Source organism: Pseudoclavibacter sp. CFCC 14310, from assembly GCF_008831165.1.
Taxonomy (GTDB): Bacteria; Actinomycetota; Actinomycetes; order Actinomycetales; family Microbacteriaceae; genus Pseudoclavibacter_A.
The window spans coordinates 577,829-603,768 of the sequence record NZ_WBKC01000002.1; the positions used below are offsets into that span (position 1 = coordinate 577,829).

Below are 25,940 nucleotides of genomic sequence, written 5' to 3' on the forward strand. Positions count from 1 at the left end.
TCGCGGGTCACCGCCGATGTCGGGTCACCGGACGTTCACCGCACACTCACCGCACGCTCATCGCTCGGTCGTTGGCCGCGACCGGCCGCGGAAGCACCGTCTCGCCCTCGAGGTACTGGTCGACCTGCGCGGCGGCGGCCCGGCCCTCTGCGATCGCCCAGACGATGAGCGACTGTCCGCGTCCGGCGTCGCCCGCGACGAACACGCCGTCGACGTCGGTCGAGTAGTCGTTCTCGCGCTCCAGCGCGCCCCTGCCCGTCGTCGACAGGCCGATCTGCTCGTCTGCGCCGTTGACCTCGGGACCGGTGAAGCCCATCGCGATGAAGACCAAGTCAGCCGGCAGATCGCTCTCGGTGCCGTCTTTCGGGCCTCGCGAACCGTCGGCGCGGTACTCCGTCTCGGCGATGCGCAGCGCACGTACGTGTCCGTCATCGTCGCCGACGAACGCCTCGGTGCAGGCCAGGAACCTCCGCTCGCCGCCGTGTCCGTCGGCCTCTTCGTGCGAGGTCGAGACCTCGAAGAGCTTCGGCATGGTGGGCCAGGGCTCGTGATTCGACCTGGTGATGCCCGGCTGGCGGCCGATGGCGAGGTTGGTCACCGATGCCGCCCCCTGCCGGATCGCGGTGCCGATGCAGTCTGAACCGGTGTCGCCGCCGCCGATGACGATGACGTGCTTGCCACACGCGTTGATCTGGTCGGCGACCTCGTCGCCGGCCACGACTCGGTTCGCCTGGGTGAGATAGTCCATCGCGAAGTGGATGCCGTGGAGCTCCCGCCCCGGCATCGGCAGGTCTCGCGGCGTGGTCGCGCCCGTGGTCACGACGACCGCGTCAAAGCGCTCGCGCAGCTGCTGCCACGAGATGTCGGTGCCGACGTTCACGCCGCTGCGGAAGCGGGTGCCCTCAGCCATCATCTGGTTCAGCCGGGCGTCGAGCACTTTCTTCTCGAGCTTGAAGTCGGGAATGCCGTACCGCAGGAGCCCTCCGATGCGGTCGTCGCGTTCATAGACGACCACAGTGTGCCCGGCACGAGTGAGCTGCTGCGCCGCGGCGAGTCCTGCCGGGCCTGAGCCGACGACGGCCACGCTCTTGCCGCTCAGACGCTCCGGCTGATGCGGCTCGACCCAGCCGCGATCGTAGGCCTGGTCGATGATCGAGACCTCGATCTGCTTGATCGTGACCGCCGGCTGATTGATGCCGAGCACGCAGGCCGACTCGCAGGGCGCCGGGCAGAGACGTCCGGTGAACTCGGGAAAGTTGTTGGTCGCATGCAGCCGTTCGATGGCATCCTGCGGATGCTGGCGCCAGACGAGATCGTTCCATTCCGGGATCAGGTTGCCGAGGGGGCAGCCGCTGTGACAGAAGGGCACGCCGCAGTCCATGCAGCGCGACGACTGCTCCTGCAGCTGCAGCGGATCCTGGCGCTCGTAGACCTCTTTCCAGTCCATGATGCGCACGTCGACCGGACGCCGCTTGGGCAGGGCGCGATTGCGAACGGTGAGAAAACCATGTGGGTCAGCCACGAGTGACCTCCAAGATCGTGTTCCAGACCTCGGCGCCGTCGGGGTCAAGCCCCTGCGCCTCGGCGTCCGACCGAGCTCGCAGCACACGAGCGTAGTTGGTCGGCAGCAGTTTGGTGAAGTGCGTGACCGTCTCGTCGAAGTCGGCGAGCATGCGCTCGGCGACCGTCGACCCGGTCTCAATGCGGTGGCGCTCGAGCAGGTCGTGCAGCAGCGCGATGTCGTCGGCGTCCAGCTCGAGCAGCTGCAGCTCGTTGCCCGCCAGCGCCTCGACGTTGATGCGATCGCGCTCGAGATCATGCACCAGAGCGATGCCGCCCGACATGCCTGCGCCGATGTTCCGGCCTGTGCGGCCGAGAATGACGGCCACGCCGCCCGTCATGTACTCGAGCGCGTGATCGCCCACGCCCTCGACCACGGCGGTCGCTCCCGAGTTGCGCACCAGAAAGCGTTCGCCGACGAGCCCGCGCAGCAGCATCGTGCCGCTGGTCGCCCCGTAGCCGATCACGTTGCCAGCGATGACGTTGTGCTCGGCGACGAAGCGGGTGCCTGCAGGCGGGTACAGCACGAGCTGTCCGCCGCTGAGCCCCTTGCCGACATAGTCGTTGCTGTCGCCTTCGAGACGCAGCGTGACGCCGTGCGGCAGAAAGGCGCCCAGTGACTGCCCGGCTGAGCCGTGCAGGGTGACGTCGATCGTGCCGTCGGGCAGCCCTTCGGCTCCGTGTGCCATCGTCACGTGGTAGCCGAGCATGGTGCCGACCGCACGCTCCGTGTTGCGGATGCCCAGGTCGATGTGCACTGGTTCGCCGGTCTCGATCGCGGCCTGAGAGAGTGCGATGAGCTGATTGTCGAAGTGCTGCTCGAGCTCGTGATCCTGGTTGACGAGATGTCGTCTCGGTGCGTCGGCGGGCAGTTCCGGTCCGTGCAGAATCGGGTCGAGATCGAGCCCCTGTGCCTTGAGCTCTGTAGCGGCCGGGGCCACGTCGAGCAGATCTGTGCGACCGATCAGCTCTTCCATGGTGCGCACACCGAGCTCGGCCATGTACTCGCGCACCTGCTGGGCGATGAACTCGAAGAAGGTCACCACGTACTCGGCCTTGCCGGTGAAACGCGAACGCAGCTCAGGGTTCTGCGTCGCGACGCCGACCGGGCAGGTGTCTTTGTGGCAGACGCGCATCATGATGCAGCCCTCGACGACCAGTGCCGTCGTGGCGAACCCGAACTCCTCGGCCCCGAGCAGTGCGGCGATGATCACGTCGCGTCCGGTCTTGAGCTGGCCGTCGGCCTGCACGACGACGCGGTCGCGCAGCCCGTTGAGCTGCAGCGTCTGCTGCGTCTCGGCTAGGCCGATCTCCCACGGAGTGCCCGCATGCTTCAGCGAGTTCAGCGGGCTGGCGCCGGTGCCGCCGTCATGGCCCGAGACCAGCACCACGTCGGCCTTGGCCTTGGCGACGCCTGCGGCCACCGCGCCGATGCCGTTCTCGCTCACAAGCTTCACATGGATGCGCGCGTTCGGGTTGGCCCGCTTCAGATCGAAGATGAGCTGTTTGAGATCTTCGATGGAATAGATGTCGTGATGCGGGGGCGGCGAGATCAGTCCGACTCCCGCCGTCGAGTGCCGCGTGCGCGCGATCCACGGGTACATCTTCGCCCCCGGCAGCTGGCCGCCCTCACCGGGCTTGGCTCCTTGGGCGAGCTTGATCTGCAGGTCGTCGGCGTGCGCCAGGTACATGCTGGTCACCCCGAAGCGCCCCGAGGCCACCTGCTTGATGGAGCTGCGCCGTTCGGGATCGAGCAGCCTTTCGAGGTCTTCGCCGCCCTCACCGGTGTTGGACTTGCCGCCGATGCGATTCATCGCGATCGCGAGAGTCTGGTGGGCCTCCTGCGAGATCGAGCCGTAGCTCATCGCGCCGGTCGAGAACCGCTTGAACAGCTCGCTGGCCGGTTCGACCTCGTCGATGGGGATGCTCTGGCCGGGCTCGGTGCGCAGACGGAAGAGCCCGCGAATGGTCTTGAGCTCGCGAGACTGGTCGTCGACGAGATCGGTGTACTCCTTGAAGATGTCGTAGCGACGGGTCTTGGTGGAGTGCTGCAGACGGAAGATCGTGTCAGGGTTGAAGAGGTGAGCGGAGCCGTCGCGGCGCCACTTGTACTCTCCGCCGACCGGCAGCTGCTGATGCACGGTGGCCGCAGGTTCGAGCGGGTACGCCAGTGCATGGCGTCGGGCGTTGTCGTGCTCGATCTCGAGCAGGCCGATGCCGCCGAGCTTCGAGACGGTGCCGGTGAAGAACTCGTCGATGACCTCTTGCGAGATGCCGACCGCTTCGAATGTCTGTGCGCCGACGTAGGAGGCCACCGTCGAGATGCCCATCTTCGACATGATCTTGAGCACGCCCTTGCCGAGCGCCTTGATCAGGTTGCGCACCGCGGTGTCGGCCGAGACGCCCTGCACCAGCCCGGAGCGCACAAGATCCTCAGCACTCTCCATGGCCAGATACGGGTTGACCGCACTCGCGCCGTAGCCGAGCAGAGTCGCGACGTGGTGAACCTCGCGCACATCGCCGCCTTCGGCGATCAGACCGACTCGGCGTCGACACTCCTGTCGCACCAGGTGGTGGTTGATGGCGCCGATGGCCAGCAGCGAGGGAATCGGAGCCTGTTCGGCTGTCGAGTCGCGGTCGCTGATCACGATGAACTCCACGCCGCGCTGCACGGCGGCAAGCGCTTCGTCGCACATCTCGTCGAGGCGACGGCGCAGACCGGTGACGCCGTCGTGCACCGGGTAGGTCGAGCGCAGCGTGACGGTGCCGGTGAAGCCGCTGCGGCGACCGACGTGCTGGATCTTCGCGAGCTGGTCATTGGTGATGACCGGAAAGTCGATCCGCACCTGACGAGCCGACGCCGGTTCGAGGCTGAGCAGGTTCTGCTCTGGGCCGATGCCCGCCGAGAGCGCTGTCACCAGCTGCTCACGAATCGAGTCAAGCGGCGGGTTTGTGACCTGGGCGAAGGTCTGGGTGAAGTAGTCGAAGAGCAGGCGCGGCTTCTCGCTGAGTGCGGCGATCGGCGTGTCGGTGCCCATCGCGCCGAGCGGTTCGGCGCCGGCCTTGGCCATGGGGCCGATCAGCATGGTCAGGTCTTCTTCGGTGTAGCCGAAGGTTCGCTGACGACGGGACACCGAGGCACGGGTGTGCAGGATGTGCTCGCGCTCCGGCAGATCCTTCAGAGAGACCTGCACATCGTCGAGCCATTTCTTCCACGGCTTCTGCTCGGCGAGCGTCTGCTTGACCTCGCTGTCGGGAACGATGCGACCGGCCTTGGTGTCGACCAGGAACATACGACCGGGCTGCAGCCGCCCGCGGCGCATCACGTTCTCTGGTGCGACGTCGATGACGCCGGTCTCGCTGCCGACCACGACGAGCCCGTCGCGGGTGATCACGTAGCGTCCCGGGCGCAGGCCGTTGCGGTCAAGCGTCGCGCCGACGAGCGTGCCGTCGGTGAACGAGATGGCGGCCGGCCCGTCCCAGGGCTCGATCAGGGTGGCATGGTAGGCATAGAACGCCTTGAGCTCCGGGTCCATGTGCTCGTTGTGCTCCCACGCCTCGGGCACCATCATCAGCACCGCGTGCGGCAGCGAACGACCGCCGAGGTGCAGCAGCTCGAGCGTCTCGTCGAACGACGCGGAGTCGCTGCCGCCGTCGGAGACCAGCGGAGTGAGACCGCTGAGGTCGCCGAGCAGCGGGCTGGAGATGTCCGCCTGACGGGCCCTCATGGAGTTGCGGTTGCCCTTCACCGTGTTGATCTCGCCGTTGTGCGCGATCATGCGGAACGGCTGCGCGAGGGGCCACGACGGGAAGGTATTGGTCGAGTACCGGGAGTGCACGAGGGCCAGTTCGGTCTCGAAGCGTTCGTCAGAGAGATCGGGAAAGAAGGGCTCGAGCTGCAGCGTCGTGACCATGCCTTTATAGACGATGGTGCGGCTCGACAGCGACGGGATGAAGACGTCTGTGGTCTTGCTGGCACGGCGCCGAAGTCGGTAGACGATGCGGTCGAGTTCGATGCCGCGAGCGGTCGGCCCGTCGACTCCCAGCCGAGCCACGAAGATCTGCTCGAAAGCCGGCATCGTCTCCCGCGCCTGGGTGCCAATGGCGCTGTCGTCGGTGGGCACTTCGCGCCATCCGAGCACGGTCAGCCCCTCTTCGCGGGCGATGAGATCGATGGTGCGCTTCGCGCGCTCGCGCTGCACCTGATCAAGCGGCAGATAGATCATGCCGGCTGCGTACTCGCCTTTGTCTGGCAGGGCGAAATCGACGACCTCGCTGAAGAAGCGATGCGGAATCTGCAGCAGGATGCCGGCGCCGTCACCCGTGCCGGCGTCAGATCCGACGGCACCGCGGTGTTCGAGGTTGCGCAGTGCGTTGAGCGCGTGATCGACGATGTCATGGCCGGGTGTTCCACGCAGGGTGGCCACCATGGCCAGCCCGCAGGCGTCTTTCTCTGCTTCACGTCGGTAGAGACCGGCATCGCCGGGGATGTGACTGAACCGGGTGAACTCGGAGTCGGGCGCTGTGCCCGAATGGCGATGCTCTGCAGTGGATGCGGAGTGACTCTGCATTGTAGGACTCCTTCATGCGCGCCGGCTCAGAAGCGTCTGCTCGTATGCGCTCATGGTCACGAGAGCTCGTGTTCATGACGGCCGTGTTACGGCGCCATGACATCGCATGCTGATCCAGCGAGGAAGTCCAACTTTATCCGGCTATTGTTACCGGGATCTCACATTGTGTTACAGGCACGTTACAGAACCTGCGCCGATGTCAGCTGCGCTCGCTGGCTTTCGACTCTGCTGCGGAGGCGACCTCGGCATCCGCCGAATCGGCATCGACGGCAGCAGACGAGACGGCGACCTGTTCGAGCGCCTCGAGCCGGGCCAGATGCTCCGGCCGGTACGGGCTCGGCTCGGCACCGGGGTGCCGGCGCGCCTGCACGAACATGATGACCAGGCCGATGACGACGACCGCGACGGCGCCCCACTGGTTCAGACGTGCGCCGAGGAAGACGGCGATCGGGTCGAGTCGCATGCCCTCGACGAAGAATCGGCCGATGCCGTACCAGACCAGGTAGAGGCCGAAGAGCCGGCCCCACTGCAGCGCGAAGCGGCGCCCGGCCCAGAGCAGCACGAGCACGCCGATGAGGTTCCACAGCGATTCGTAGAGAAAGGCCGGGTGGAAGAGCGTGCCTTCGGGCAGCCCGACCGGGAAGGCGCTGTTGCTCGCCGGGATCTGAATGCCCCACGGCAGGTTCGTCGGGGTTCCGAAGAGCTCGTTGTTGAAGTAGTTGCCCCACCGGCCGAGTGCCTGCGCGAGCAGGATGCCGGGGGCCGCCGCATCGAGCAGCGTGGTCAGCCGCAGGCCGGCGAGATGCGTGCCGATGACGGCTCCCACCACGCCGAGCAGCAGAGCGCCGAAGATCGCCAGACCGCCCTCCCAGATGTAGAGAAAACGCAGCGGGTCGCCGGTGCCGGTGAAGTAGTCGGCCGGATGCGTGAAGACGTGGTAGAGGCGCCCGCCGATGATGCCGAACGGCACCGCCCACAGCGCCACGTCGAGCACGGCCCAGCCGTCGGCCCCACGGTGTTTCAGGCGCACACCCGTGACCCAGCAGGCGAGCACGATGCCGATGGCGATGATCACACCGTAGTAGTGGATGGTGAGCGACCCTATGGAGAACGCTCCGGTGCCGGGGGTGGGAAAGCTGGCGAGATTCACGACTCGTATCCTAGTCTCTTCTGCTCGAGCGGCGGTCTAAGCGGTCGCTCGGGATGTCTTGCCGGCAGCGAGCTGCTCGGCGAGCGTCGCGACGGCGGAGGCTCCCCCGTCTCGCAGAGCCCGCACGAACGCCGAACCCACGATGGCGCCGTCGGCGTAGCCGAGCACGTCGGCCACCTGATCGGGGCGCGAGATGCCGAGGCCGACCGCAAGGGGGCGATCGGTGAACGCACGCAGTCGGGCGGTGAGCTTGCCGGCGCGCTCGTCGACCTCGGTGCGGGTGCCGGTGACGCCCATGGTCGACACCACGTAGACGAAGCCGCGCGAGGTGTCGGAGATCAGCCGCAGTCGTTCGTCCGACGACGTCGGAGCAGCGAGAAAGACGTGGTCGAGATCGTGCGCTTCAGCCGCGGTGATCCAGTCGGCGCCCTCGTCGGGCACCAGGTCGGGAGTGATGAGCCCGGCGCCGCCCGCCTGCTGCAGGTCGCGGGCGTACTCTTCGACGCCGTGCTGCAGAACGAGATTCCAGTACGACATGACCAGCACGGGCACGTCGACACGACGGCGGATCGCCTCGATCGCACGAAAGACGTCCGAGATGCGGAAGCCGCGCTCAAGCGCCGCACCGGTCGCCGCCTGGATGACCGGGCCGTCCATGACGGGATCCGAGTACGGCACGCCCAGCTCGATCACGTCGACGCCGTGCTCGGCCATCGCGACCACGGCGTCCACACTCGCGTCGAAATCGGGAAAGCCGACCGGCAGGTATCCGATCAGGGAGCCATGAGCACCGTCGTCACCGGATTCGGCACGGGTGCGCAGCAGCGGTTCGACGCTCATCGGCGTTCCTCCTTGGTCGCGGACTGATTCGTGTCGGCGGGCCTCTGCTCGCCGGGTCCGGCCATCTGCTCGGGGTCGGTGATGTACCCGAAATAGCGTGCCGCGGTCTCCATGTCTTTGTCACCGCGGCCGGAGAGCGAGACCAAGAGCACGGCGTCGGGTCCGAGCCGGCGGCCCTCACGGATCGCACCGGCGACGGCGTGTGCGGATTCGATCGCCGGAATGATGCCCTCGGTGCGCGACAGGTCGCGGAAGGCGCTCATGGCCTCGTCGTCGGTGACGGCCTCGTAGCGGGCACGTCCGATGTCAGAGAGCCATGAGTGCTCCGGGCCGACGCCCGGGTAGTCGAGGCCGGCAGAGATCGAATGGCTCTCGATGGTCTGGCCGTCGTCGTCCTGCAGCAGATAGCTCTTGGCACCGTGCAGGGTGCCGGAGCGGCCGCGCTCGATCGTCGCCGCATGGTGAGGTGTGTCGATGCCTTCGCCGCCGGCTTCGATGCCGAGCAGTGCCACCTCGGGGTCGTCGAGGAACGCGTTGAAGATGCCCATGGCATTCGAGCCGCCGCCGACGCAGGCGATGACTTCGTCGGGCAGCCGACCGATCTTCTCTGACAGCTGCTCGCGTGCCTCGTCGCCGATGACCTTCTGCAGATCGCGCACGATCTCGGGAAAGGGATGGGGGCCGGCGACGGTTCCCATCAGATAGTGCGTCGTGTCGAGGTTGGCGACCCAGTCGCGCAGCCCCTCGTTGATGGCGTCTTTCAGCGTGCGCGAACCGGTGCGTGCAGGCACCACCTCGGCTCCCAGCAGCTCCATGCGAGCGACGTTGAGCGCTTGGCGCTCGATGTCGACCTCGCCCATGTAGATCTGGCATTCGAAGCCGAACACCGCCGCAGCGGTCGCCGTGGCGACACCATGCTGGCCGGCCCCGGTCTCGGCGATCAGCCGTGTCTTGCCCATGCGCTTGGCGAGCAGCGCCTGCCCGAGCACGTTGTTGATCTTATGCGCGCCGGTGTGGTTGAGGTCTTCGCGTTTGAGCCAGATCTTCGCGCCCCCGGCGAGCTCGCTGAGCCGCGGAGCGAAGGTGAGCAGCGACGGCCGACCGGTGTAGTCACGGGCGAGCCGTTCGATCTCGGCCTGGAACTCGGGGTCGGCCTGGGCCTCATGCCAGGTGCGATCGAGCTCGTCGAGTGCGGTGATGAGCGGCTCGGGCACGAACCTGCCGCCAAAGGCGCCGAAGTACGGCCCTGTCGTCTCGCTGAGCTTCGTCATGCGTTCCTTCCACACTGTTCGTTCACCCACACAGATTGTCCTCTGTGTGCAGGAGTGCCACAAGAATTTGTTCAGCCGGGCCGGCCGCACGAGCGAGGTGCCTGCGGAGGCTGATCGGTCGATCGCCTGCCTGCGACCTGGTCGGGATGTGCGGCCGACTCGGTCGAATCGGCTTCAGACCCCGGTGAACTGCGGCAGCAGCTCTGCCGGGTCTCCCGTGACCAAGGCCTGGCCCACCAGCACGGCGTCTGCGCCGGCGGCGCGATAGTCGCGCACGTCTTCTGCGGTGCGCACCGCAGATTCGGCGACCTTCACGACGTCGTCGGGAATCTGTGCGGCGAGGGCGGAGAACCGCGACGGATCTTCGGCGAAGTCTTTGAGGTCACGCGCGTTGACTCCGATGATGCGTGCACCGCTGGCCACGGCTGCCCGCACCTCATCGTCATTGTGCGTCTCGACCAGTGCGTGCATGCCCAATGACTCGGCCAGCTCGCGCAGAGTGCGCAGCCGGCTCTCTGAGAGACCGGCCACGATGAGCAGCACCAGGTCTGCTCCGGCGGCACGCGCCTCGACGATCTGATACTCGGTGGCGATGAAGTCTTTGCGCAGCACCGGCACGCGAACGCGCTGACGCACCGCGCGCAGGTCATCGAGCGACCCTTTGAAGCGTGTGCGCTCGGTGAGCACAGAGATGACCGAGGCCCCGTTGGCGGCGTAGGTCTCGGCGAGCAGCGCCGGATCGGGGATGTCGGCGAGATCGCCGCGCGAGGGGCTGGCACGCTTCACCTCGGCGATCACGTGGATGTGATCGCTTCTGGTCAGCGCCGCATAGCCGTCTCGTGCGGGCGGCTGCGCCGCAGCCAGCGACTGCACCTCTGCGAGCGGCGTCTGCGCCTCGCGCACTGCGGCATCGCCCAGCGCAGCCTCATACAGGCTGTCGAGAATGGTCATCGGTCAGTGCGACTTGTGCGCATACCTCGGGCTGTGCGCACCGAACCCTGCCTTCGAGAGCACGACGCCGACGATCACACCCACGGCAGCGACGATCGCAGCGACGAGCACGCCCACCGGATGACCGGCCACGAACGCGATGGTGCCGATGATGAAAGCCGCCAGCACGATGATCACCGCCGTCCATGCGGCCGGCGAGTTGCCATGGCCGGGATTGATGATTTCTTCGCTGATCTCGCTCATTGCTCTCCTCGAGGTCTCGGATTCTGTTCAAGTGTACCCGGATCGTCCGGGCTGCCGTTGCGCCTGCGCGCTCGGTCGTCGGCCCCGTCGTCGAGATCGACGTCGTTCTCGGTCGGGTCGATTCCCACGGAGAAGGCGTCCCAGGTCTGGGCTGACTCGGCCGCATCCACCGGGCTCGGGCCTGAGACCGACGCTGCGGTCGGCTTCTGAAAACGACGCACGGTGCGCTTCCAGCGTCCGGCGACGACGAAGACCCACACCGCATGCACCACGATCAGCGCTGCTGCGGCCAGCGCCACCCAGACCCAGCCGGTCGGCGTCGGCTCGCCCACCAAAGTCGCCAGTGTGCGAGGGCCGGAGACGCCGGTCGCCTCGGCCAGCTGGTTCAGGCTGACGGCCAGCGGATCCCTCCACACGGTCTGCACCGACCAGATCGTGACCGCTCCGAGCACGCCCTCGATCACCGCGAGCACCCGGGTGAGCACGACGCCGCTGAGCCCCATCACAGCCGTCACGGCCAGGGCTGTGAGGCCGTAGGCCTGCACCGCTCCGACGGCCTGCTGCCCGGTGACGTGCACGGCTCCGTGGGCCGACCCCACTGACCAGTCCAGCCATGGCTGTGATGCGGACAGGGTCAGCACCCCGGCCAGAGCCAGCCCGATGACGACGACTCCGCCCCGGCCGCTTCCCCGTGATCGGGTCGGCTGCTTCGCCGTGCCCGCTGCGGGATGCTCGCTCATGCCCGACCCGTTCGCTCGCGTCGATCGGCGGCGGGTCGCACGGTGGATGCGATGGCCACGGCCCGAAGCGGAGCGGCCGCCTTGTTGCGCGACTCCTGATACTCGCTCTCCGGCACCGAGTCAGCGACGATGCCGGCGCCGGCCTGCACCGTGGCTCGGCCGCCGCTCAGCACAGCGGTGCGGATGGCGATGGCCAGATCGGCGTTGCCGGCGAAGTCGAAGTATCCGACCACTCCCCCGTAGACGCCACGCCCGACGGGCTCGAGGTCTTCGATGATCTCAAGCGCCCTCGGTTTGGGAGCACCACTGAGCGTGCCGGCCGGAAAGGTGGCCGCCAGCACGTCAACGGCGTCGACGCCTGCGCGGGTGACGCCCTCGACCGACGAGCTGATGTGCATGATGTGGCTGAACCGCTCGATGATCATGAACTCGCTGACCCGCACGCTGTGCGGCTCGCAGACTTTGAGCAGATCGTTACGGGCAAGGTCGACGAGCATGAGATGTTCCGAGCGCTCTTTCTCATCGGCCAGCAGTTCGTCGGCCAGGTGAGCGTCGCGCTCCGGGGTCGTGCCGCGTGGCCGCGAGCCGGCGATCGGATGCGAGACGACGGCCCCGTCGGTCACCTTCACGAGCGCCTCGGGCGACGAGCCGACCACATGCAGCAGCTCTCCGTCAGTGCCGCGGTGCGTCTGCAGATACATGTACGGACTGGGGTTCAGCGTGCGCAGCACCCGATAGACGTCGAGCGGGTCGGCCTGCGTCTCGAGGTCGAAGCGCTGGCTGATGACCACCTGGAAGATGTCGCCTGCGACGATGTGCTGCTTGGACTGTTCCACAGCGGCGAGGAAGTCGCCTCTCTCGGTGCGGTGGGCGGCCTGCGGCTCGACGTCGAAGTCCACGTCGTCGATTGTGGCCGGCGTGGGCTCGGCGAGCTCTGCGACCAGCGACCCCAGAGCATCCTGCGACTCCTGCCACAGCGCGTCAAGATCGCTGTCAGCGTCTACCAGCGCGTTGTGCACCAGCCAGATCGTGCCATATCGATGGTCGATCGCGACCAGATCGCGCACGAACGACAGGCTCACCACCGGGGCGTTCGTCTCGGGCGGGTTGCGTCGCTCGATGTGCTCGAGTTCGCGGATGGCATCCCAGGCGACGAATCCGACCAGGCCACTGGTCAGCGGCGGGACTCCGGGTACCGGTGCGGTGCGCCAGCGGCGCACGATGGTCTGAATCGCGTCGAACGCACGCTCCGGCGTGTCGCCGCCGAATGCACGCTCGGCGCTCAGTGACTCGTCATTCCAACGCGGGCGTCCGGCGGCATCCGTCGTCAGCGTGCCGTAGGAGGACGCGCCAACGAACGAGAACCGGCCCCACTCGCCGGCGCTGTCGGCCGACTCCAGCAGGAACGTGCCCGGGCGCGAGTCGGCGATCTTGCGGTAGACGCCCATCGGGGTCTCGGAGTCGCCCAAGACGCGACGCACCACGGGGACGATCGCATGGCTCTGTGCGAGTTCGCGGAACCGCTCACGGGTGGTCGCGGCCGATCCGAATGCGGTGGTCATCATGACTCCTCGATCTCGCTCCACAGGCGGCGCCCCGTGAAGCAGGTTCGCGTGCCGGTGTGGCAGGCCGCGCCGATCTGATCGACGCGTGCGAGCAGGGTGTCGCCGTCGCAGTCGGCGTCGAGGGAGACGAGACGCTGGGTGTGGCCGCTGGTCTCGCCCTTGCGCCAGATCTGCTGTCGCGACCGCGACCAGAAGACGGTGCGACCCTCGACCATGGTGAGTCGCACGGTCTCGGCGTTCATCCACGCCATCATGAGCACCTCGCCGGAGTCATACTGCTGCACGACGACGGGCACGAGTCCTTGGTCGTTGTAGCGGATGTCGTCGAGCGTGGTCATGGTCATTCCTGATTCTGAGACGCTGCTGCGGCCTGCGTCGCCTCGGTGACGGAGAAATCGGTGGTGCCCAGCCCGTCATGAGCGTCGGGCACGGCCCGCACTTCGAAGCCTGCGTCGGCCAGAGCCTGTTTGACGTCGGGGATGGCGACCTGCTGCCGGTGGAAGACGCTCGCGGCGAGAACGGCATCGGCACCGGCTCGGGCGGCCTCCACGAAGTGCGCGACGGTACCGGCACCCCCGGAGGCGATGATCGGTGCAGCGACCAGGCCCCGCAGCCGAGCGATCAGGTCGAGGTCGAAGCCGTTCTGAGTGCCATCAGCGTCGATCGAATTGACCAGCAGCTCACCGGCCCCCAAGTCGACGGCCCGCTGAGCCCACTCGAGTGCGTCGACGTCGGTCTCGGTGCGGCCGCCGTGCGTGGTGACCACGAAGCCTGATGCGGTGCGCGGACTGCGCTTGATGTCGAGTGAGAGCACGGTCACCTGCGCGCCGAATCGGTCGGCGATCTCGGTGAGCACCTCGGGACGGGCGATCGCCGCCGAGTTGATGCCGATCTTGTCGGCGCCCGACGCCAGCAGCCGAGCGACCTGGTCGACTCCGCGCACGCCCCCGCCGACGGTGAGCGGAATGAACACCTGCTCGGCGGTGCGCTGCACCACGTCATACATCGTCGCCCGGTTCTCGACCGTGGCAGTGACGTCGAGGAAGGTCACTTCGTCGGCGCCCTCGCGGTAGTAGCGCGCCGCCAGTTCGACCGGATCGCCCTCGTCGCGCAGATTCCTGAAGTTGACGCCTTTGACGACTCTGCCGTCTGCGACGTCGAGGCAGGGAATGACCCGGATCGCGAGCGTCATCTAGATTCTCGCCGTGTTCAGGGTGCTGACCAGAATGGCGCGGGCACCGGTCTTGTAGAGCTCGTCGACGGCGTCGTTGATGTGCTCGCGCGGAGCCATCGCCCGCACCGCCACCCAGTCGGCGCGCGCCAGCGGCGAGACCGTCGGCGACTCGAGCCCCGGGGTGAGCCGGATGGCTGCGTCGAGCTCGGTCTTCGGCACGTCGTAGTCGAGCAACACGTACTCGCGCGCGACGCGGACACCCTGCAGACGCTCGCTGAGCACACGGGCTTCGTCTACCAGACGGCCGTCCGTCAGCGACTGAGGTGCTCCGATGAGCACCGCAGACGACGCCAGAATGATCGGCCCGAAGATGTGCAGCCCGGCGTAGCGCAGGGTCGTGCCCGTCTCGACCACGTCTGCGACGACATCAGCCACCCCGAGACGAATGGCGTTCTCGACGGCTCCGTCGAGGTGCACAAGCTTCACTGTGATGTCGTGCTGGGCGAGGAAGTCGGCCAGCAGCTTCGGGTAGCTTGTGGCGACCCGAAGACCATCGATGTCTTCGAGGGTGCTGTACTTGCCCTCGGGGCCGGCCAGACGGAACTTCGAGCGCCCGAACTGCAGGTTGTCGACCTCGGTGGCCTCGGTCTCGGAGTCGAGCAGGAAGTCACGACCTGTGATGCCCACGTCGAGCGCACCGGCGCCGACGTAGGTGGCGATGTCACGGGGACGCAGGTAGAAGAACTCGACGCCATTGTGCTCGTCGAGCACATAGAGGTCTTTGGTGTCGCGGCGGGTCGCATACCCGGCCTGTCTCAGCATGTCGAGGGCTGCCTGACTCAGCACGCCCTTATTCGGAATCGCTACACGCAGCACTTTCTGTCTTTCTCGAGAGACGAGGCTCAGGCTCAGACGGGGCGAACCGAGGCCTCTGATCAGGTTATCGGGGAGTGAGGTCTGGGCGCCATCAGATCACACCGGACGAAGGTGCGACCGGGTGCCGCCCGACTCGTATCGGAGCGTCTGACTCAGAGTTCGCGGTAGACGTCTTCGAGGCTGATGCCCTTCTTGATGAGCATGACCTGCAGATGGTAGATCAGCTGGCTGGCCTCCATTGCGAGCGCCTGATCGGTCTCGTGCTCGGCGGCGAGCCACACTTCGGCGGCCTCTTCGACGATCTTCTTGCCAATGGCATGCACGCCCGCGTCGAGTTCGACGACGGTCTTCGACCCCTCAGGACGGGTGGCGGCCTTTTCGGTCAGTTCGCTGAACAGCTCTTCAAACGTCTTCATCGTGCTCAAGCCTACCGCGTGAATCCGTCGGGCGCGCATCCCGGCACACGAGCGGCGCGGACTGCGCTCACCGGCTGCGAACAGCACCGGCCGCGCGGTCAGCCTTGGCGTGCCAGCTCGGCCGCGGCGCGCAGCTCGGCGATCGCGACCCGCGCATCCGCCGCGGCGAAGACGCTCGAACCCGCAACCAGCGAATCCGCACCGGCAGACACCGCGATGGCGCCCGTATGCGCGTTGACTCCCCCGTCGACCTGCAGCACCAGATCGTCGAGTCCCTGCCGATCGGCGCGTTCGCGAAGCATCTGCAGCTTTCTCGTCGTGCCCGCCTCGATGTACGACTGCCCGCCGAATCCCGGTTCGACGGTCATCACGAGCACTCGGTTGAAGTATTCGAGCAGGTCGATGACAGTCTCGACCGGCGTGGCCGGCTTCAGCGCGATGCCGGCCTGCGCGCCGAGCGACCGCAAAGTGCGCGCCACGCTCAGCGGCGAGGTCGCGGCTTCGAGATGAAAGGTCACCGCGTGCGCGCCGAGTTCGGCATAGGCCGGTGCCCACCGGTCGGGGTCATCGATCATCAGATGCACGTCGAGCGGAATCGGCGAGTACTGCTGGATGTACTTCACCACCGGTGCGCCGAAGGTGAGGTTCGGCACGAAGTGGTTGTCCATCACGTCGATGTGCGCGGTGTCTGCCGTGGCGATCTGCTGAAGTGTGCCCTTCAGATCGCCGAGGTCTGCATTGAGGATGCTCGGGCTGATCTGCACGTGACGAGTGGCTGCGGTCATGCGGTCAAGTCTAGGCCGTCGCCCGAAGCGCCCGAATGCATCGACGAACCCCACTGGCAGACGGCGCCCCAGCAGCGCAGGTGTGACAGCACCCCGCCGAAATCGCACCAAAGTGACAACCGCGGTCGTTCTGACGCAGATCTGTCACATCTGTGCTGATTTGCCCGGCCGCGCTATGACACCTCGTGCGAAGATCGCCTCCGTCTGCTCGAGCGCAGCACCCTTTGTCTCAGGAATGCGCCGCAGCACAAAGAAGAACGAGAACAGGGCGACCAGCGCGTAAATCCCGTAGGTGATGGGCAGCGACCACGCGCCCATCGAGGGAAACGACACCGTCACCAAGAAGTTCGCCACCCACTGCGCCGCGGCAGCAAGACCGAGTGCCCGGCCGCGAATGCGGCTCGGGAAGATCTCGCCCAGCAGCACCCACACCAGCGGCCCCCACGAGGCTCCGAACCCAATGACGAAGAGATTGGCTGCGACCAGAGCGATGATGCCCCAGGGCGCAGGCAGGCTCGGTGCCCCGTTCACATCGACCGCGAACGAGAAACTGACCGCCATGGCGCCCAGCGACACGGCCATCAGCACCGACCCGCTCAGCAGGATCGGTCGCCTGCCCACCCGGTCCACCAGCACGATCGCGATGATCGTGACCAGCACGTTCGTCACCGATGTGATCACGCTGATCGTGAGCGAGTTGCTCTCGGTGAACCCGACCGCCTTCCACAGCGTGGTCGAGTAGTAGAAGATCACGTTGATGCCGACGAACTGCTGCAGAACCGAGAGCACGATGCCGATCCACACGATCGGCTGCAGCCCGAGCCTGGATCCGCGCAGCGACGCCTTCGACTGGCTGCGATCGGTCGCGATGGCAGCTTCGAGCTCGCCGATCGTGCCGTCCAGCGCACGGCTCGGAGTGAGTTTCGCCAGCACTGCTCGCGCCGCCTGCTCACGCCCCACGGCCACCAGAAAGCGCGGAGACTCGGGCAGCAGCACCGCAAGCACTCCGTAGACGGCGGCCGGAATCACGCCGACCAACAGCATCCACCGCCAGGCGGGCATGCCGAACCAGAGCGCCTGCGACGCACCGCCGGCACCATGTGCCAAAAGCGAATCGGAAAGCAGCGCCGCGAAGATGCCGAGCGTCACCGCGAGCTGCTGCAGTGACCCCAGACTGCCGCGAATGCGCTGCGGCGCGATCTCGGCGATGTACGCTGGCGCCACCACCGACGCGATGCCCACACCGACGCCGCTCATCACGCGCCACAGAATCAGGTCGGGCACGCTCACCGTGAACGCGGCGCCGATCGAGCTGACGAAGAACATGATCGCGCCGATGCGCATCACCCACAGGCGCCCCCAGCGATCGGCAAGCGCGCCCGCGAACATCGCCCCTGCAGCTGAGCCGAGCAGCGCGACGGCGACCACGAAGCCAGTCAGCGCATCGCCGAGCGTGAAGTGATGGTTGACCGAGTCGACTGCCCCGTTGATGACCGACGAGTCGAACCCAAAGAGAAAACCGCCCATCGCTGCGGCCGACGCAAGCACGACGGCGCGTCGTCGAAAGCGCGGCTCGAGGTCTGGGACGGGTGAGCCAAGAGTGCGTGCACCTGGAGTCGAGCAAGCGCCGGCCACACCGTGCTGCGACATCGCGCCGGCGGATGCTGCGGCATCGCGCCGCTCGGAAGTCGGCTGATTCTTGCGCTGGTTCTCGGGCCGCGGGCTCACTGGACTGTCAGGCACGGGCACTGAGTCTAGCAATGCGATGCCGACGGCTCTGCACGATCCCATCGACGATCAGCAGCACGATCGACGTCCAGATCAGTGCGAAGCCGACCAGGCGGCTCGTCGGCATCGGCTCATGCAACACGACGACGCCGATGACGAACTGCATCGTCGGGGCCAGATACTGCAAAAAGCCGATCCAACTGAGCGGCAGTCTTCTCGATGCTGCCGCGAACGTGATCAGCGGCACCGCAGTGACCACACCCGCCGATGCCAGCAGCAGCGCGTGGCCGAGGCCGGTGCGCCCGAAGGTCAGACCGGCTCCGGCGAACTCCACCACCAGCAGCACCACCACAGCGATGGGCAAGAGCAGCGTGGTCTCGATGGTGAGACCGCTGATGGCATCGACGCGCTCGCCGACCTTCGACTTGATCAGCCCGTAGAAGCCGAAGCTGAATGCGAGGCCGAGACCGATCCAAGGCAGCTGCCCGTAGGCCACCACGAGCACGACCACGGCGACCGTACTCAGGCAGACCGCCGCCCATTGCACACGGCTGAGCCGATCGTGCTGCACAAACACTGCGAGCAGAACCGTCACGATCGGGTTGATGAAGTAGCCGAGCGACGCCTCGAGCACGTGTTCGCTGGTTACGGCGATCACGTAGAGCTGCCAGTTCGCATAGATCAGCAGTGCTGCGGCGGTGAGCGTCAGCAGCACCCGCGGTTCTCGGAACAGTGCGACCAGATGCCGCCACTGCCGTGTCACAGTCACCAGCAGCACGCAGAACACCGCGGAGAAGACCACTCGCGCGGCCACGAGCTCGAACGGTCCGGTCGGCGCCATCAGCATGAAGTAGAGCGGCAGCGCTCCCCAGATCAGATAGGTGCCGATACCAAGCATCAGGCCGCTGCGACGCGGCTGTCGTGAGAGCTGCGACGGTCTCGCGGCACCCTCCGGCAGCGCAATGGGCCCGGTCGCCATCTCGGGCGAACTGTGCGGAGCCATCAGCGCCTCCTCAGCACCGAGACGAACATGCCGTCGCTCGCGTGCACATGCGGCCAGAGCTGCAGCCCTAGAGCACCTGAGCCGACCAGAGGTCTGTCACTCGCTCCGAGACCGGACGCTGCTCCGGGGCCGAGCCCGGCGTCAGCCTCGACGAGTATGCCCGCCGTGTCGAGCACATCCAGCGTTCCCGGCTGCCGCGCCAGCAGCGCGTCGATCTGTCGGCGCGTCTCAGCCAGGTGCGGCGAGCAGGTCACATAGGCGATCAGCGCACCGGGGCGCGCCGAGGCGACGGCTGCGTCGAGCAGCCGCTGCTGCAGGGCGGTCAGGTCGCGCAGATCCGTCGGCTGCTTGCGCCAGCGAGACTCCGGCCGGCGACGCAACGCCCCCAACCCGGTGCACGGCGCGTCGATCAGCAGCCGATGCCACTGCCCCGACACCCGTTCGAGCTCGGTGGCGCCGTCGTGCTGGTCGACGGTGACGGCGCCGAACCCGGACTCCTCCAGCGCCCGCCGCACCAGATCGGCGCGGTGCGGCACCGGCTCGTTGGCGCGCAGCGCAGCCTTCGGCTCGTGCCGGGCGGCGAGCGCGGCGAGCAGCGCGGTCTTGCCGCCGGGGCCGGCGCACAGATCGAGCCAACGCTCGCCCTCGTCGTCGGCGGATGCACCGGGTCGGTCGCCGCCGTCGGGTGCGGCCGCGAGCGCGAGGGCCGCCAGCTGAGAGCCGACGTCCTGCACTCGCACGCCGCGTCGACACAGCTCGAGCGGATCGCCGTGTTCGAGCACCGCGCCGAACGGCGACAACGGGCTCGCCGTGGTGCCCGGAATGTCAGCGCGGTCGGCGACGCCCGGCAGTGCGACGAGGTTGACGGCCGGTGCGGCGTTGTCGGCGGCCAGCAGCGCTTCGAGGTCTCCGTCGCGTCCGTCGGCGGCGAGCGACTTGCGCAGGGCGCGCACGATCCACTCGGGATGCGACCAGCGCACGCTCAGGTACCGGTCGGCGGGCAGTTCGGCCTGCAGCACGCTCACCCACTCGTCGAGGCTGCGCTCGGTGAGCCGACGCATGACGGCGTTGATCAGGCCCGCAGCCTTCGCCTCGCGTGTGCGCTTCGCCAGTGACACCGTCTCATTGACCGCGGCATGCCCGGGCACCCGCATGTGCAGCGCCTGATGGGCGCCGAGACGCAGGATGTCGCGCACGCGTCGGTCGAGTTCACTCGCGTCGCGACGTGCGGCGCGGCTGATCAGCTCGTCGTAGAGGGCTCGCCAGCGCAGGGTGCCGTAGACGAGTTCGGTGACGAAGCCGCGGTCTCGCGGTTCGAGGCCGCTGTCTGCCAGGCGGGCCGGCAGCAGCAGGTTCGCATAGGCGTCGTTGGCATCGACCTCTTCGAGCACGCCGAGCGCGAGCCGACGCGGGTCGGCTCGACGCTGCTGCGGGCGGTCGCCGCCACGCTCATTGCGGCCGGAATCGTGTCGGCGGCTCTGAGACCGGTCTGATCGGCGATCGTTCCGGCTCATGCGAACACCGCCAGAGGCTGGTCGGCCGCGGCGCCCTGCTGGCGCAGACCGTTGGCCCAGTCACGGGCTGCCATGCCGCGTCTGCCTGCGGGCTGCACCTCGAGCAGTTCGAGCCAGCCGTCGGCTGTCGCCACGAGCACGCGGCGCTGCCACAGCACGACGCTGCCGGCCGGCTGAAGCGACGGCGTCTGGACCGCCGGATCAGGTCGCCCTAGACGCAGGACCTTGCAGGTGTCGCCGTCGAGGGTCGTCCACGCCCCCGGTTCGGGCGTCGCTGCGCGCCAGCGGTTGAACACCTGAGCGACAGGCTGCATCCAGCTCAGGCGGCCGAATTGCCGATCGAGCTTGGCGGCCACGGTCACTTCGCCTTTCTGCGCGACAGGATGTGCGGTGCCGGCGGCCAGGCCATCCGCCACTGCCACGACGCTCTCTGCGCCCTCGACGCCCATGCGCCGCAGCACCTCTCCGGCTGTCGCGTCGTCGAGACCCGCTACCGTCTGCTGCTCGTAGACGTCGCCGGCGTCGAGTTCGCTCGTCACGCCGATGACCGAGAAGCCGAGCGGGGCATCCCCCGCTGCGATCGCCCGCTGCACGGGGGCGGCGCCGCGCCAGCGCGGCAGCAGTGAGACGTGCAGGTTGATCCAGCCGTGCGCCGGCAGGTCGAGCAGGTCGTCGGGCAGAATCGCGCCGTAGGCGACGACGACCCCGAGGTCGACTGGGCCGGCGGTCTCACGGATCTCGTCGAGCGCCTCGGCGGTGATGCGGGTGGCACGGACGACGGGCAGGCCCTCGGCCTCTGCCAGCGCGGCCACAGGGCTCGGCGTCAGACGGCGGCGGCGCCCCAGCGGGGCGTCCGGGCGGGTGACCACGGCGGCGATCTCGTGGGGTGAGTCGATGATTCGGCGCAGCACGGTGGCTGCGATCTCAGGGGTTCCGGCAAAGATGATGCGCACCGCACCAGTGTACGTGGCGCGGTGCGCATCGGGTCATGCGCGCAGCGGATGCGCGTCGGCGAGCTGACCGCAGACGCCCGTGCCGCGGTCGGTGCTCGTCGGTCAGGCCGGGAAGCGACGCAACGCGACGACCGGCCCCGTCCAGTAGTCCTGGTCGAGGACGGCTCCGCGCACGGCCACGACCTTGCCGCCGAGACGCAGCACGGTCAGCGCGATCTCGCCGAGCACGTCGTCTGAGCCCTCGTCCAGAGCCAGCGTGCCGGTCTCACCGTCGTAGTTGCCGTGCACGTGGCTGGTGATGTCGTAGTAGAGCGTATCGATCGCGCCCTGTGCTGCGGCGCGACCCACGGCGGCGAGGTCGCGCTCGACGCGTGACCCGTCGCTCTCACCGAGGCTGCGCAGCGCCGCATCGACGGTCTCGACGTTGTAGCGAGAGAGAAAATGGCGGATGCGCTCGTCGACGGCGGCGGCCTGCAGATGGTCTGCCGCCTGCTCGATCACGGTGACGTCGCGAGCGGTGCTGTCGCTCGCCGCGAAGTGCTGCGGAAACATCTCGGCCAGCGGGCTCACGGCGAAGACCACCAGCGGCACCCGGCCTTTCGGGTCTGCACGCTGGAGCTCGGCAGCGGTGGCACGAGCAACCTCGCGTGCATACGCCGCATAGTAGAGCGAGCGATCGTTCTCGATCTTGCTCGGACGGCTCGCCCGGTCTTTGCCCCCGTCGAGGTCTGGACTGCCGTTCGCCTCTTCGGCATCGGCCGGCCAGTCGCCCTCGGGCACGACCTTCTCGGCTCGGCTCTCAGGAGTCGCATGCCAGAGTGACCAGCCCTTGGCCGAGAGGGTCAGAGCATGGGCCTCCTGCAGCTGGCTGACCGCACGCAGCAGCGGGCCGACGGCGAACCGATTGCTCACGAAGACCGCGTCGTCGATGCGGCTGGGCAGCACGAAGACGTCGCTGAAGTCGGGTGAGACGAAGATGGCGAGCGACCGTGCGAGATCTGCCCAGACGTCGTTCTCAGCGAGCACCTCGTCACGACGCGTCTGAATCGCGTCGATGACGCTCTGCGGCTCACCGGCCACTTTCAGCTGCGATACGGCTTCGTCGAACAGGCTCTTCACGGCGGTCTGCGCACGTTCGCGCTCCGTCACCGTCGGCTGAGCGTCGACGTAGACCGTCACTGACGCCGGGCGCTCACCGGCGAGCTCCTGCAGAATCTCAGTGGTGGGAAGGGTGTACCGAATGGCCATGATCGCAACCTTTCACGCTGCGCGAAGCAGCGATGTTGGACGACGACGGCCGGTCACAGGTTTGCGCTGGCCGCGCATCGTGTGTGCACACCCCATGGTACCGGTCTGGCGTCCGCCGGCCACCGTGACGGTCTGATCAGCTCGTCTGCAGCATGCGCACGTCGTCGGCGTGCACGCGCAGGCGACGCTGTCTGCGCACCGGGCCGGTGGTGGCGCGCACCACTGCCGCCTTCAGCGCCCGTGCCGTGGCGGCACCGACTGAGTACGGCACCCGCAGCAGCGTCACCTCTTCGAGCGTGGGCTCGCCCTCGCCCGGCTCGCTGGGCAGCAGCTGGGTCTGAACGACTTCGACGCTCTCGGGCAGCTGCGCGTCGTCGAGCGCCTCCTGTGTACCCCCCTGGGCCGTCGAGATCGAGAAGAAGCGCACGGCCGGCGGAAACCCCAGCGCGACGCGCTGAGCCAGCTCGTCGTGGGCGAACTGCGCAGCATCCCACTGCACAAGGGCATCGGCGAGTCTGCCCTGCACGCCGGTGAGCACGACCGTGGCGTCGGATCGTGCCAGTGCAGCCGCGGCGAACCAGTGCCGCATGGCGTCTTCGCTGGCCGTCAGCCCCTCACGCGAGACGATGGAGAGCGCGTCGAGCAGCAGCACGGCTCCGTACCCGTTCGGGCACCGCGGTTCGCTGCCTGCGGTGGCCACGACAAGCGCCGGGCTCGCGCTCACCTGCTCGCGAGGCTGCTCGGCGGTGGCCACGATCACCGGCACCTCGCTGAACGCCCGGCCAAGTTCGTCGGCCGTGCGCCCGGCGCCGGCCAGCTGCCGTGTGCCTTCGTCTGTGGTGACTTCGCGCTGGTAGCCGGCACGGGCCACCTGCACGAGCACCGGCCCGCTGGCCAGGGCCCGGCGCGCGATCGTATAGGCGATCTGCGGAATGCGCGCGAGCTGCAGCATGGGGTCGTCTCCCCAGATCGCGGCAGCGGGAATCACCCGCGGATGCACCACCGGCACGCCCGGTTCGACATAGCCGATATCGACGAGACGCTGCACCGCGACCGACCGCGACGAAGAGAGGAACACCAGACGGCACCCGCTCTGCTGCTGTCGGATCAGGGCCACGTCGCGCAGATGCGCGTACGGGGCGTGCGGCTCGAGATACGAGGGGTCGCCGTCGTCGACGACGATCAGCTGCCCGAGGTGCTGGGCCGGCGCGTAGGCTGCGGCGCGCGTGGCGACGACGATGCGTGCGACCCCGCCGAGCACGTCGAGAAACGACCGATACCGGGTGTCGTCATCGACGGCTCCGTCGAGCCTCGCGACGGTCTCGTCGGGGAACCGCTCGACGAGCGCGCCGTGCGCCTGAACGACGTCGCGCTGGTCGGGAACCGCGACGATCGTCGACTCTCCCCGCGCGAGCGCTTCGCGAACCAGGCCGACCACATCGGTGACCCAGGCAGAGACCACGCGGTTGTTCGAGATGAGGTCGCAGCCCACATGCGGCTGCTGATGCACTCGGGGATGCTCCCACGAGGCCACAGGATCGGCTGTCGACGGTGCGGTGCCGGGTGCGTCTTCGACCACGCGTTCGCCGACTGCGCCGTGCTCGGTCTCGTCGTCGGAGTCGACGTCTGAGCCCGGCAGAGGCTCACCGGTGAGGCGTGCGGCGGCCTCGGGATGCTTCGTCATCCATGTGCGTTCGGCTCTGGCATGACGTGCCGGCAGTGCGAGTCGCAGCACATCGGCTGCGGTGCCCGCCTGCCGGTCGGCCACCGCACGGGTGAGCGACCAAATCGCGGGGTCGAGCGGCGGAACGCTGCCGACCACTTTGCGAATCGGCTGCAGCTGCCCCTCATAGGAGGCGCTGGCAGTGAGCGACGTCACCCATCCGTCAAGCTGCCGACGATGGCCGAACGGCACTTTGACCCGGCTGCCGACGCGAATGCGATCGACGAGATCGTCGGGAACGGCGTACTCGAAGTCGCGATCGAGATGCGGCAGCGGTGAGTCGATGCAGACGTGCGCGATGCGGGGCGTCGCGTCTGAGGTCATGCTGTCACACTACCCGACCCTGCAGACACGACCCCGCCGTCATCCGAGGCGAGCACGTGGTGCTCTGCAGGCAGGAGTGCTTCTGTTCAGAGACCGGCGGCCTCGCGCAGCTGATCGACCTTGTCGAGACGCTCCCAAGTGAACCCGGGCTCGTCACGACCGAAGTGCCCGTAGGCGGCCGTGCGCTGGTAGACGGGCTGACGCAGTTCGAGGTTCTCGAGAATCGCCTCAGGGCGCAGGTCGAACACCTCAAGCAGCGCATCGGCGATGCGCCGATCGCTGCCGAGCGTGCCCGTGCCGAACGAGTCGGCGTAGAGTCCCACCGGACGCGCCTTGCCGATCGCGTAGGCCACCTGAATCTCGAGGCGCTTCGCCAGCCCCGCCGCGACCGCGTTCTTCGCAGCGTGGCGCAGGGCGTACGCGGCGGAGCGATCGACCTTCGACGGGTCTTTGCCGCTGAAGGCGCCCCCGCCGTGGTGAGCCGCTCCCCCATACGTGTCGACGATGATCTTGCGGCCGGTGAGCCCGGCGTCAGAACCCGGGCCGCCCTCGACGAAGCTGCCGGACGGGTTGATGTACGCGGTCATGCCCGCGGCGTCCAGCCCGCTGTCTGCGAGCACCGGGTCGATCACGTGACGACGCACGGCCTCGTGGATCTCAGCGGTCGTGCGATCGGGATCATGCTGCGTCGAGACGACCACGGCATCCACCGTGCGCGGTACGGCGCCTTCATAACCGAGCGTGACCTGGGCCTTGCCGTCCGGGCGCAGCCAGGGCAGCTCGCCGCTGTGCCGCAGCTCGGCCAGCCGACGGGTGAGCTTGTGCGCCATGGCGATCGGCGCCGGCATGAACTCGGGGGTCTCGTCGGTCGCATAGCCGAACATGATGCCCTGGTCGCCGGCGCCCTGGCGGTCGAACGGGTCGGTCGAGCCGAGCTCACGCACCTCGTACGAGGTGAGCACGCCGTCGCGAATCTCCTGTGACTGCTGTCCGATCGACAGCGAGACGCCGCAGCTGCGACCGTCGAAGCCGACGTCGCTCGAGGTGTAGCCGATGCCGGTGATGACGTCGCGAACGATCTGCGGAATCTCGACGTACCCCTCGGTCTTGATCTCGCCGACGACGTGCACGAGCCCGCGGGTCGCCACCGTCTCGACGGCCGTCAGCGACTGATCGTCGACTTCGAGCAGGGCGTCGAGAATCGCGTCTGAGACCTGGTCGCAGACTTTGTCGGGGTGTCCCTCTGTGACCGACTCACTGCTGATCAGTCGCAGTTCACTCTCACTCATGCGTCGTCCTCTACCT

The 25,940-nt window shown here is 67.7% G+C and carries 21 protein-coding genes; all 21 read right to left on the reverse strand.

Annotation, left to right across the window (positions count from 1 at the left end; genetic code table 11):
- Positions 1-46: 46 nt before the first annotated feature.
- Positions 47-1,522 carry a glutamate synthase subunit beta gene (locus F8O06_RS06485; RefSeq protein WP_158038059.1) on the reverse strand — a complete coding sequence of 492 codons (1,476 nt, stop codon included), beginning with the start codon at positions 1,520-1,522 and terminating at the stop codon, positions 47-49.
- Positions 1,515-6,131 carry a glutamate synthase large subunit gene (gltB, locus tag F8O06_RS06490; RefSeq protein WP_158038060.1) on the reverse strand — a complete coding sequence of 1,539 codons (4,617 nt, stop codon included), beginning with the start codon at positions 6,129-6,131 and terminating at the stop codon, positions 1,515-1,517. The genes F8O06_RS06485 and gltB overlap by 8 nt, the downstream gene beginning before the upstream one ends.
- A gap of 199 nt (positions 6,132-6,330) precedes the next feature.
- A complete protein-coding gene (lgt, locus tag F8O06_RS06495; RefSeq protein WP_158038061.1) occupies positions 6,331-7,281 on the reverse strand; it encodes a prolipoprotein diacylglyceryl transferase in 951 nt (316 codons plus the stop codon).
- Between the two features lie 36 nt (positions 7,282-7,317).
- The gene (gene trpA, locus F8O06_RS06500) at positions 7,318-8,121 is read right to left on the reverse strand and encodes a tryptophan synthase subunit alpha (RefSeq protein ID WP_158038062.1); all 804 of its coding nucleotides are present in this window, start codon (positions 8,119-8,121) and stop codon (positions 7,318-7,320) included.
- Positions 8,118-9,392 carry a tryptophan synthase subunit beta gene (trpB, locus tag F8O06_RS06505; protein ID WP_158031552.1) on the reverse strand — a complete coding sequence of 425 codons (1,275 nt, stop codon included), beginning with the start codon at positions 9,390-9,392 and terminating at the stop codon, positions 8,118-8,120. Before trpB ends, trpA begins: the two co-directional genes overlap by 4 nt.
- A 174-nt stretch (positions 9,393-9,566) precedes the next feature.
- Positions 9,567-10,337 carry an indole-3-glycerol phosphate synthase TrpC gene (gene trpC, locus F8O06_RS06510; protein ID WP_412973461.1) on the reverse strand — a complete coding sequence of 257 codons (771 nt, stop codon included), beginning with the start codon at positions 10,335-10,337 and terminating at the stop codon, positions 9,567-9,569.
- A gap of 9 nt (positions 10,338-10,346) precedes the next feature.
- The gene (locus F8O06_RS06515) at positions 10,347-10,577 is read right to left on the reverse strand and encodes a DUF6704 family protein (protein WP_412973462.1); all 231 of its coding nucleotides are present in this window, start codon (positions 10,575-10,577) and stop codon (positions 10,347-10,349) included.
- A 5-nt stretch (positions 10,578-10,582) separates the two neighbouring features.
- Positions 10,583-11,326 carry a Trp biosynthesis-associated membrane protein gene (locus tag F8O06_RS06520; protein ID WP_158038064.1) on the reverse strand — a complete coding sequence of 248 codons (744 nt, stop codon included), beginning with the start codon at positions 11,324-11,326 and terminating at the stop codon, positions 10,583-10,585.
- Entirely contained in the window at positions 11,323-12,888 is a 1,566-nt protein-coding gene (locus F8O06_RS06525; RefSeq protein WP_318655643.1) for a chorismate-binding protein, read from the reverse strand. The genes F8O06_RS06520 and F8O06_RS06525 overlap by 4 nt, the downstream gene beginning before the upstream one ends.
- Positions 12,888-13,235, reverse strand: a complete 348-nt coding sequence (gene hisI / locus F8O06_RS06530; protein ID WP_158038065.1) for a phosphoribosyl-AMP cyclohydrolase — start codon at positions 13,233-13,235, stop codon at positions 12,888-12,890. The genes F8O06_RS06525 and hisI overlap by 1 nt, the downstream gene beginning before the upstream one ends.
- Positions 13,232-14,083, reverse strand: a complete 852-nt coding sequence (hisF, locus tag F8O06_RS06535) for an imidazole glycerol phosphate synthase subunit HisF (RefSeq protein ID WP_158038066.1) — start codon at positions 14,081-14,083, stop codon at positions 13,232-13,234. The genes hisI and hisF overlap by 4 nt, the downstream gene beginning before the upstream one ends.
- Positions 14,084-14,941: an ATP phosphoribosyltransferase gene (gene hisG, locus F8O06_RS06540; protein ID WP_158038067.1), complete on the reverse strand. Its 858-nt coding sequence runs from the start codon at positions 14,939-14,941 to the stop codon at positions 14,084-14,086.
- Positions 14,942-15,093: 152 nt separating this feature from the next.
- A complete protein-coding gene (locus F8O06_RS06545) occupies positions 15,094-15,357 on the reverse strand; it encodes a phosphoribosyl-ATP diphosphatase (protein ID WP_158031560.1) in 264 nt (87 codons plus the stop codon).
- A 98-nt stretch (positions 15,358-15,455) separates the two neighbouring features.
- Positions 15,456-16,142: a ribulose-phosphate 3-epimerase gene (rpe, locus tag F8O06_RS06550; RefSeq protein WP_158038068.1), complete on the reverse strand. Its 687-nt coding sequence runs from the start codon at positions 16,140-16,142 to the stop codon at positions 15,456-15,458.
- Between the two features lie 144 nt (positions 16,143-16,286).
- On the reverse strand, positions 16,287-17,669 hold the full coding sequence (locus F8O06_RS06555; protein WP_412973463.1) for a sugar porter family MFS transporter: 1,383 nt from the start codon (positions 17,667-17,669) through the stop codon (positions 16,287-16,289).
- 208 nt (positions 17,670-17,877) lie between these two features.
- Entirely contained in the window at positions 17,878-18,873 is a 996-nt protein-coding gene (rarD, locus tag F8O06_RS06560; RefSeq protein ID WP_318655642.1) for an EamA family transporter RarD, read from the reverse strand.
- Positions 18,873-20,387 (reverse strand): transcription antitermination factor NusB, encoded by a 1,515-nt coding sequence (locus F8O06_RS06565; protein ID WP_158038069.1) that lies wholly within the window; start codon positions 20,385-20,387, stop codon positions 18,873-18,875. Before F8O06_RS06565 ends, rarD begins: the two co-directional genes overlap by 1 nt.
- Complete coding sequence (fmt, locus tag F8O06_RS06570) at positions 20,384-21,340, reverse strand: methionyl-tRNA formyltransferase (RefSeq protein ID WP_158038070.1); 957 nt, start codon at positions 21,338-21,340, stop codon at positions 20,384-20,386. Before fmt ends, F8O06_RS06565 begins: the two co-directional genes overlap by 4 nt.
- Before the next feature lie 102 nt (positions 21,341-21,442).
- Positions 21,443-22,588 (reverse strand): hypothetical protein, encoded by a 1,146-nt coding sequence (locus F8O06_RS06575; protein ID WP_158038071.1) that lies wholly within the window; start codon positions 22,586-22,588, stop codon positions 21,443-21,445.
- Between the two features lie 136 nt (positions 22,589-22,724).
- On the reverse strand, positions 22,725-24,635 hold the full coding sequence (locus F8O06_RS06580) for a hypothetical protein (RefSeq protein ID WP_158038072.1): 1,911 nt from the start codon (positions 24,633-24,635) through the stop codon (positions 22,725-22,727).
- Between the two features lie 86 nt (positions 24,636-24,721).
- On the reverse strand, positions 24,722-25,924 hold the full coding sequence (metK, locus tag F8O06_RS06585) for a methionine adenosyltransferase (RefSeq protein ID WP_158031566.1): 1,203 nt from the start codon (positions 25,922-25,924) through the stop codon (positions 24,722-24,724).
- Between the last annotated feature and the right edge of the window lie 16 nt (positions 25,925-25,940).

What these genes read in the sequence shown, in the direction of transcription:
- gltB (WP_158038060.1), bottom strand. Translation starts at nt 6,131, where the DNA reads ATGCAGAGTCACTCCGCATCCACTGCAGAGCATCGCCATTCGGGCACA.
- trpA (WP_158038062.1), bottom strand. Translation starts at nt 8,121, where the DNA reads ATGAGCGTCGAACCGCTGCTGCGCACCCGTGCCGAATCCGGTGACGAC.
- trpB (WP_158031552.1), bottom strand. Translation starts at nt 9,392, where the DNA reads ATGACGAAGCTCAGCGAGACGACAGGGCCGTACTTCGGCGCCTTTGGC.
- F8O06_RS06520 (WP_158038064.1), bottom strand. Translation starts at nt 11,326, where the DNA reads ATGAGCGAGCATCCCGCAGCGGGCACGGCGAAGCAGCCGACCCGATCA.
- F8O06_RS06525 (WP_318655643.1), bottom strand. Translation starts at nt 12,888, where the DNA reads ATGACCACCGCATTCGGATCGGCCGCGACCACCCGTGAGCGGTTCCGC.
- hisI (WP_158038065.1), bottom strand. Translation starts at nt 13,235, where the DNA reads ATGACCATGACCACGCTCGACGACATCCGCTACAACGACCAAGGACTC.
- hisF (WP_158038066.1), bottom strand. Translation starts at nt 14,083, where the DNA reads ATGACGCTCGCGATCCGGGTCATTCCCTGCCTCGACGTCGCAGACGGC.
- F8O06_RS06545 (WP_158031560.1), bottom strand. Translation starts at nt 15,357, where the DNA reads ATGAAGACGTTTGAAGAGCTGTTCAGCGAACTGACCGAAAAGGCCGCC.
- rpe (WP_158038068.1), bottom strand. Translation starts at nt 16,142, where the DNA reads ATGACCGCAGCCACTCGTCACGTGCAGATCAGCCCGAGCATCCTCAAT.
- F8O06_RS06555 (WP_412973463.1), bottom strand. Translation starts at nt 17,669, where the DNA reads ATGGGCGGTTTTCTCTTTGGGTTCGACTCGTCGGTCATCAACGGGGCA.
- rarD (WP_318655642.1), bottom strand. Translation starts at nt 18,873, where the DNA reads ATGGCTCCGCACAGTTCGCCCGAGATGGCGACCGGGCCCATTGCGCTG.
- F8O06_RS06565 (WP_158038069.1), bottom strand. Translation starts at nt 20,387, where the DNA reads ATGAGCCGGAACGATCGCCGATCAGACCGGTCTCAGAGCCGCCGACAC.
- F8O06_RS06575 (WP_158038071.1), bottom strand. Translation starts at nt 22,588, where the DNA reads ATGGCCATTCGGTACACCCTTCCCACCACTGAGATTCTGCAGGAGCTC.
- F8O06_RS06580 (WP_158038072.1), bottom strand. Translation starts at nt 24,635, where the DNA reads ATGACCTCAGACGCGACGCCCCGCATCGCGCACGTCTGCATCGACTCA.
- metK (WP_158031566.1), bottom strand. Translation starts at nt 25,924, where the DNA reads ATGAGTGAGAGTGAACTGCGACTGATCAGCAGTGAGTCGGTCACAGAG.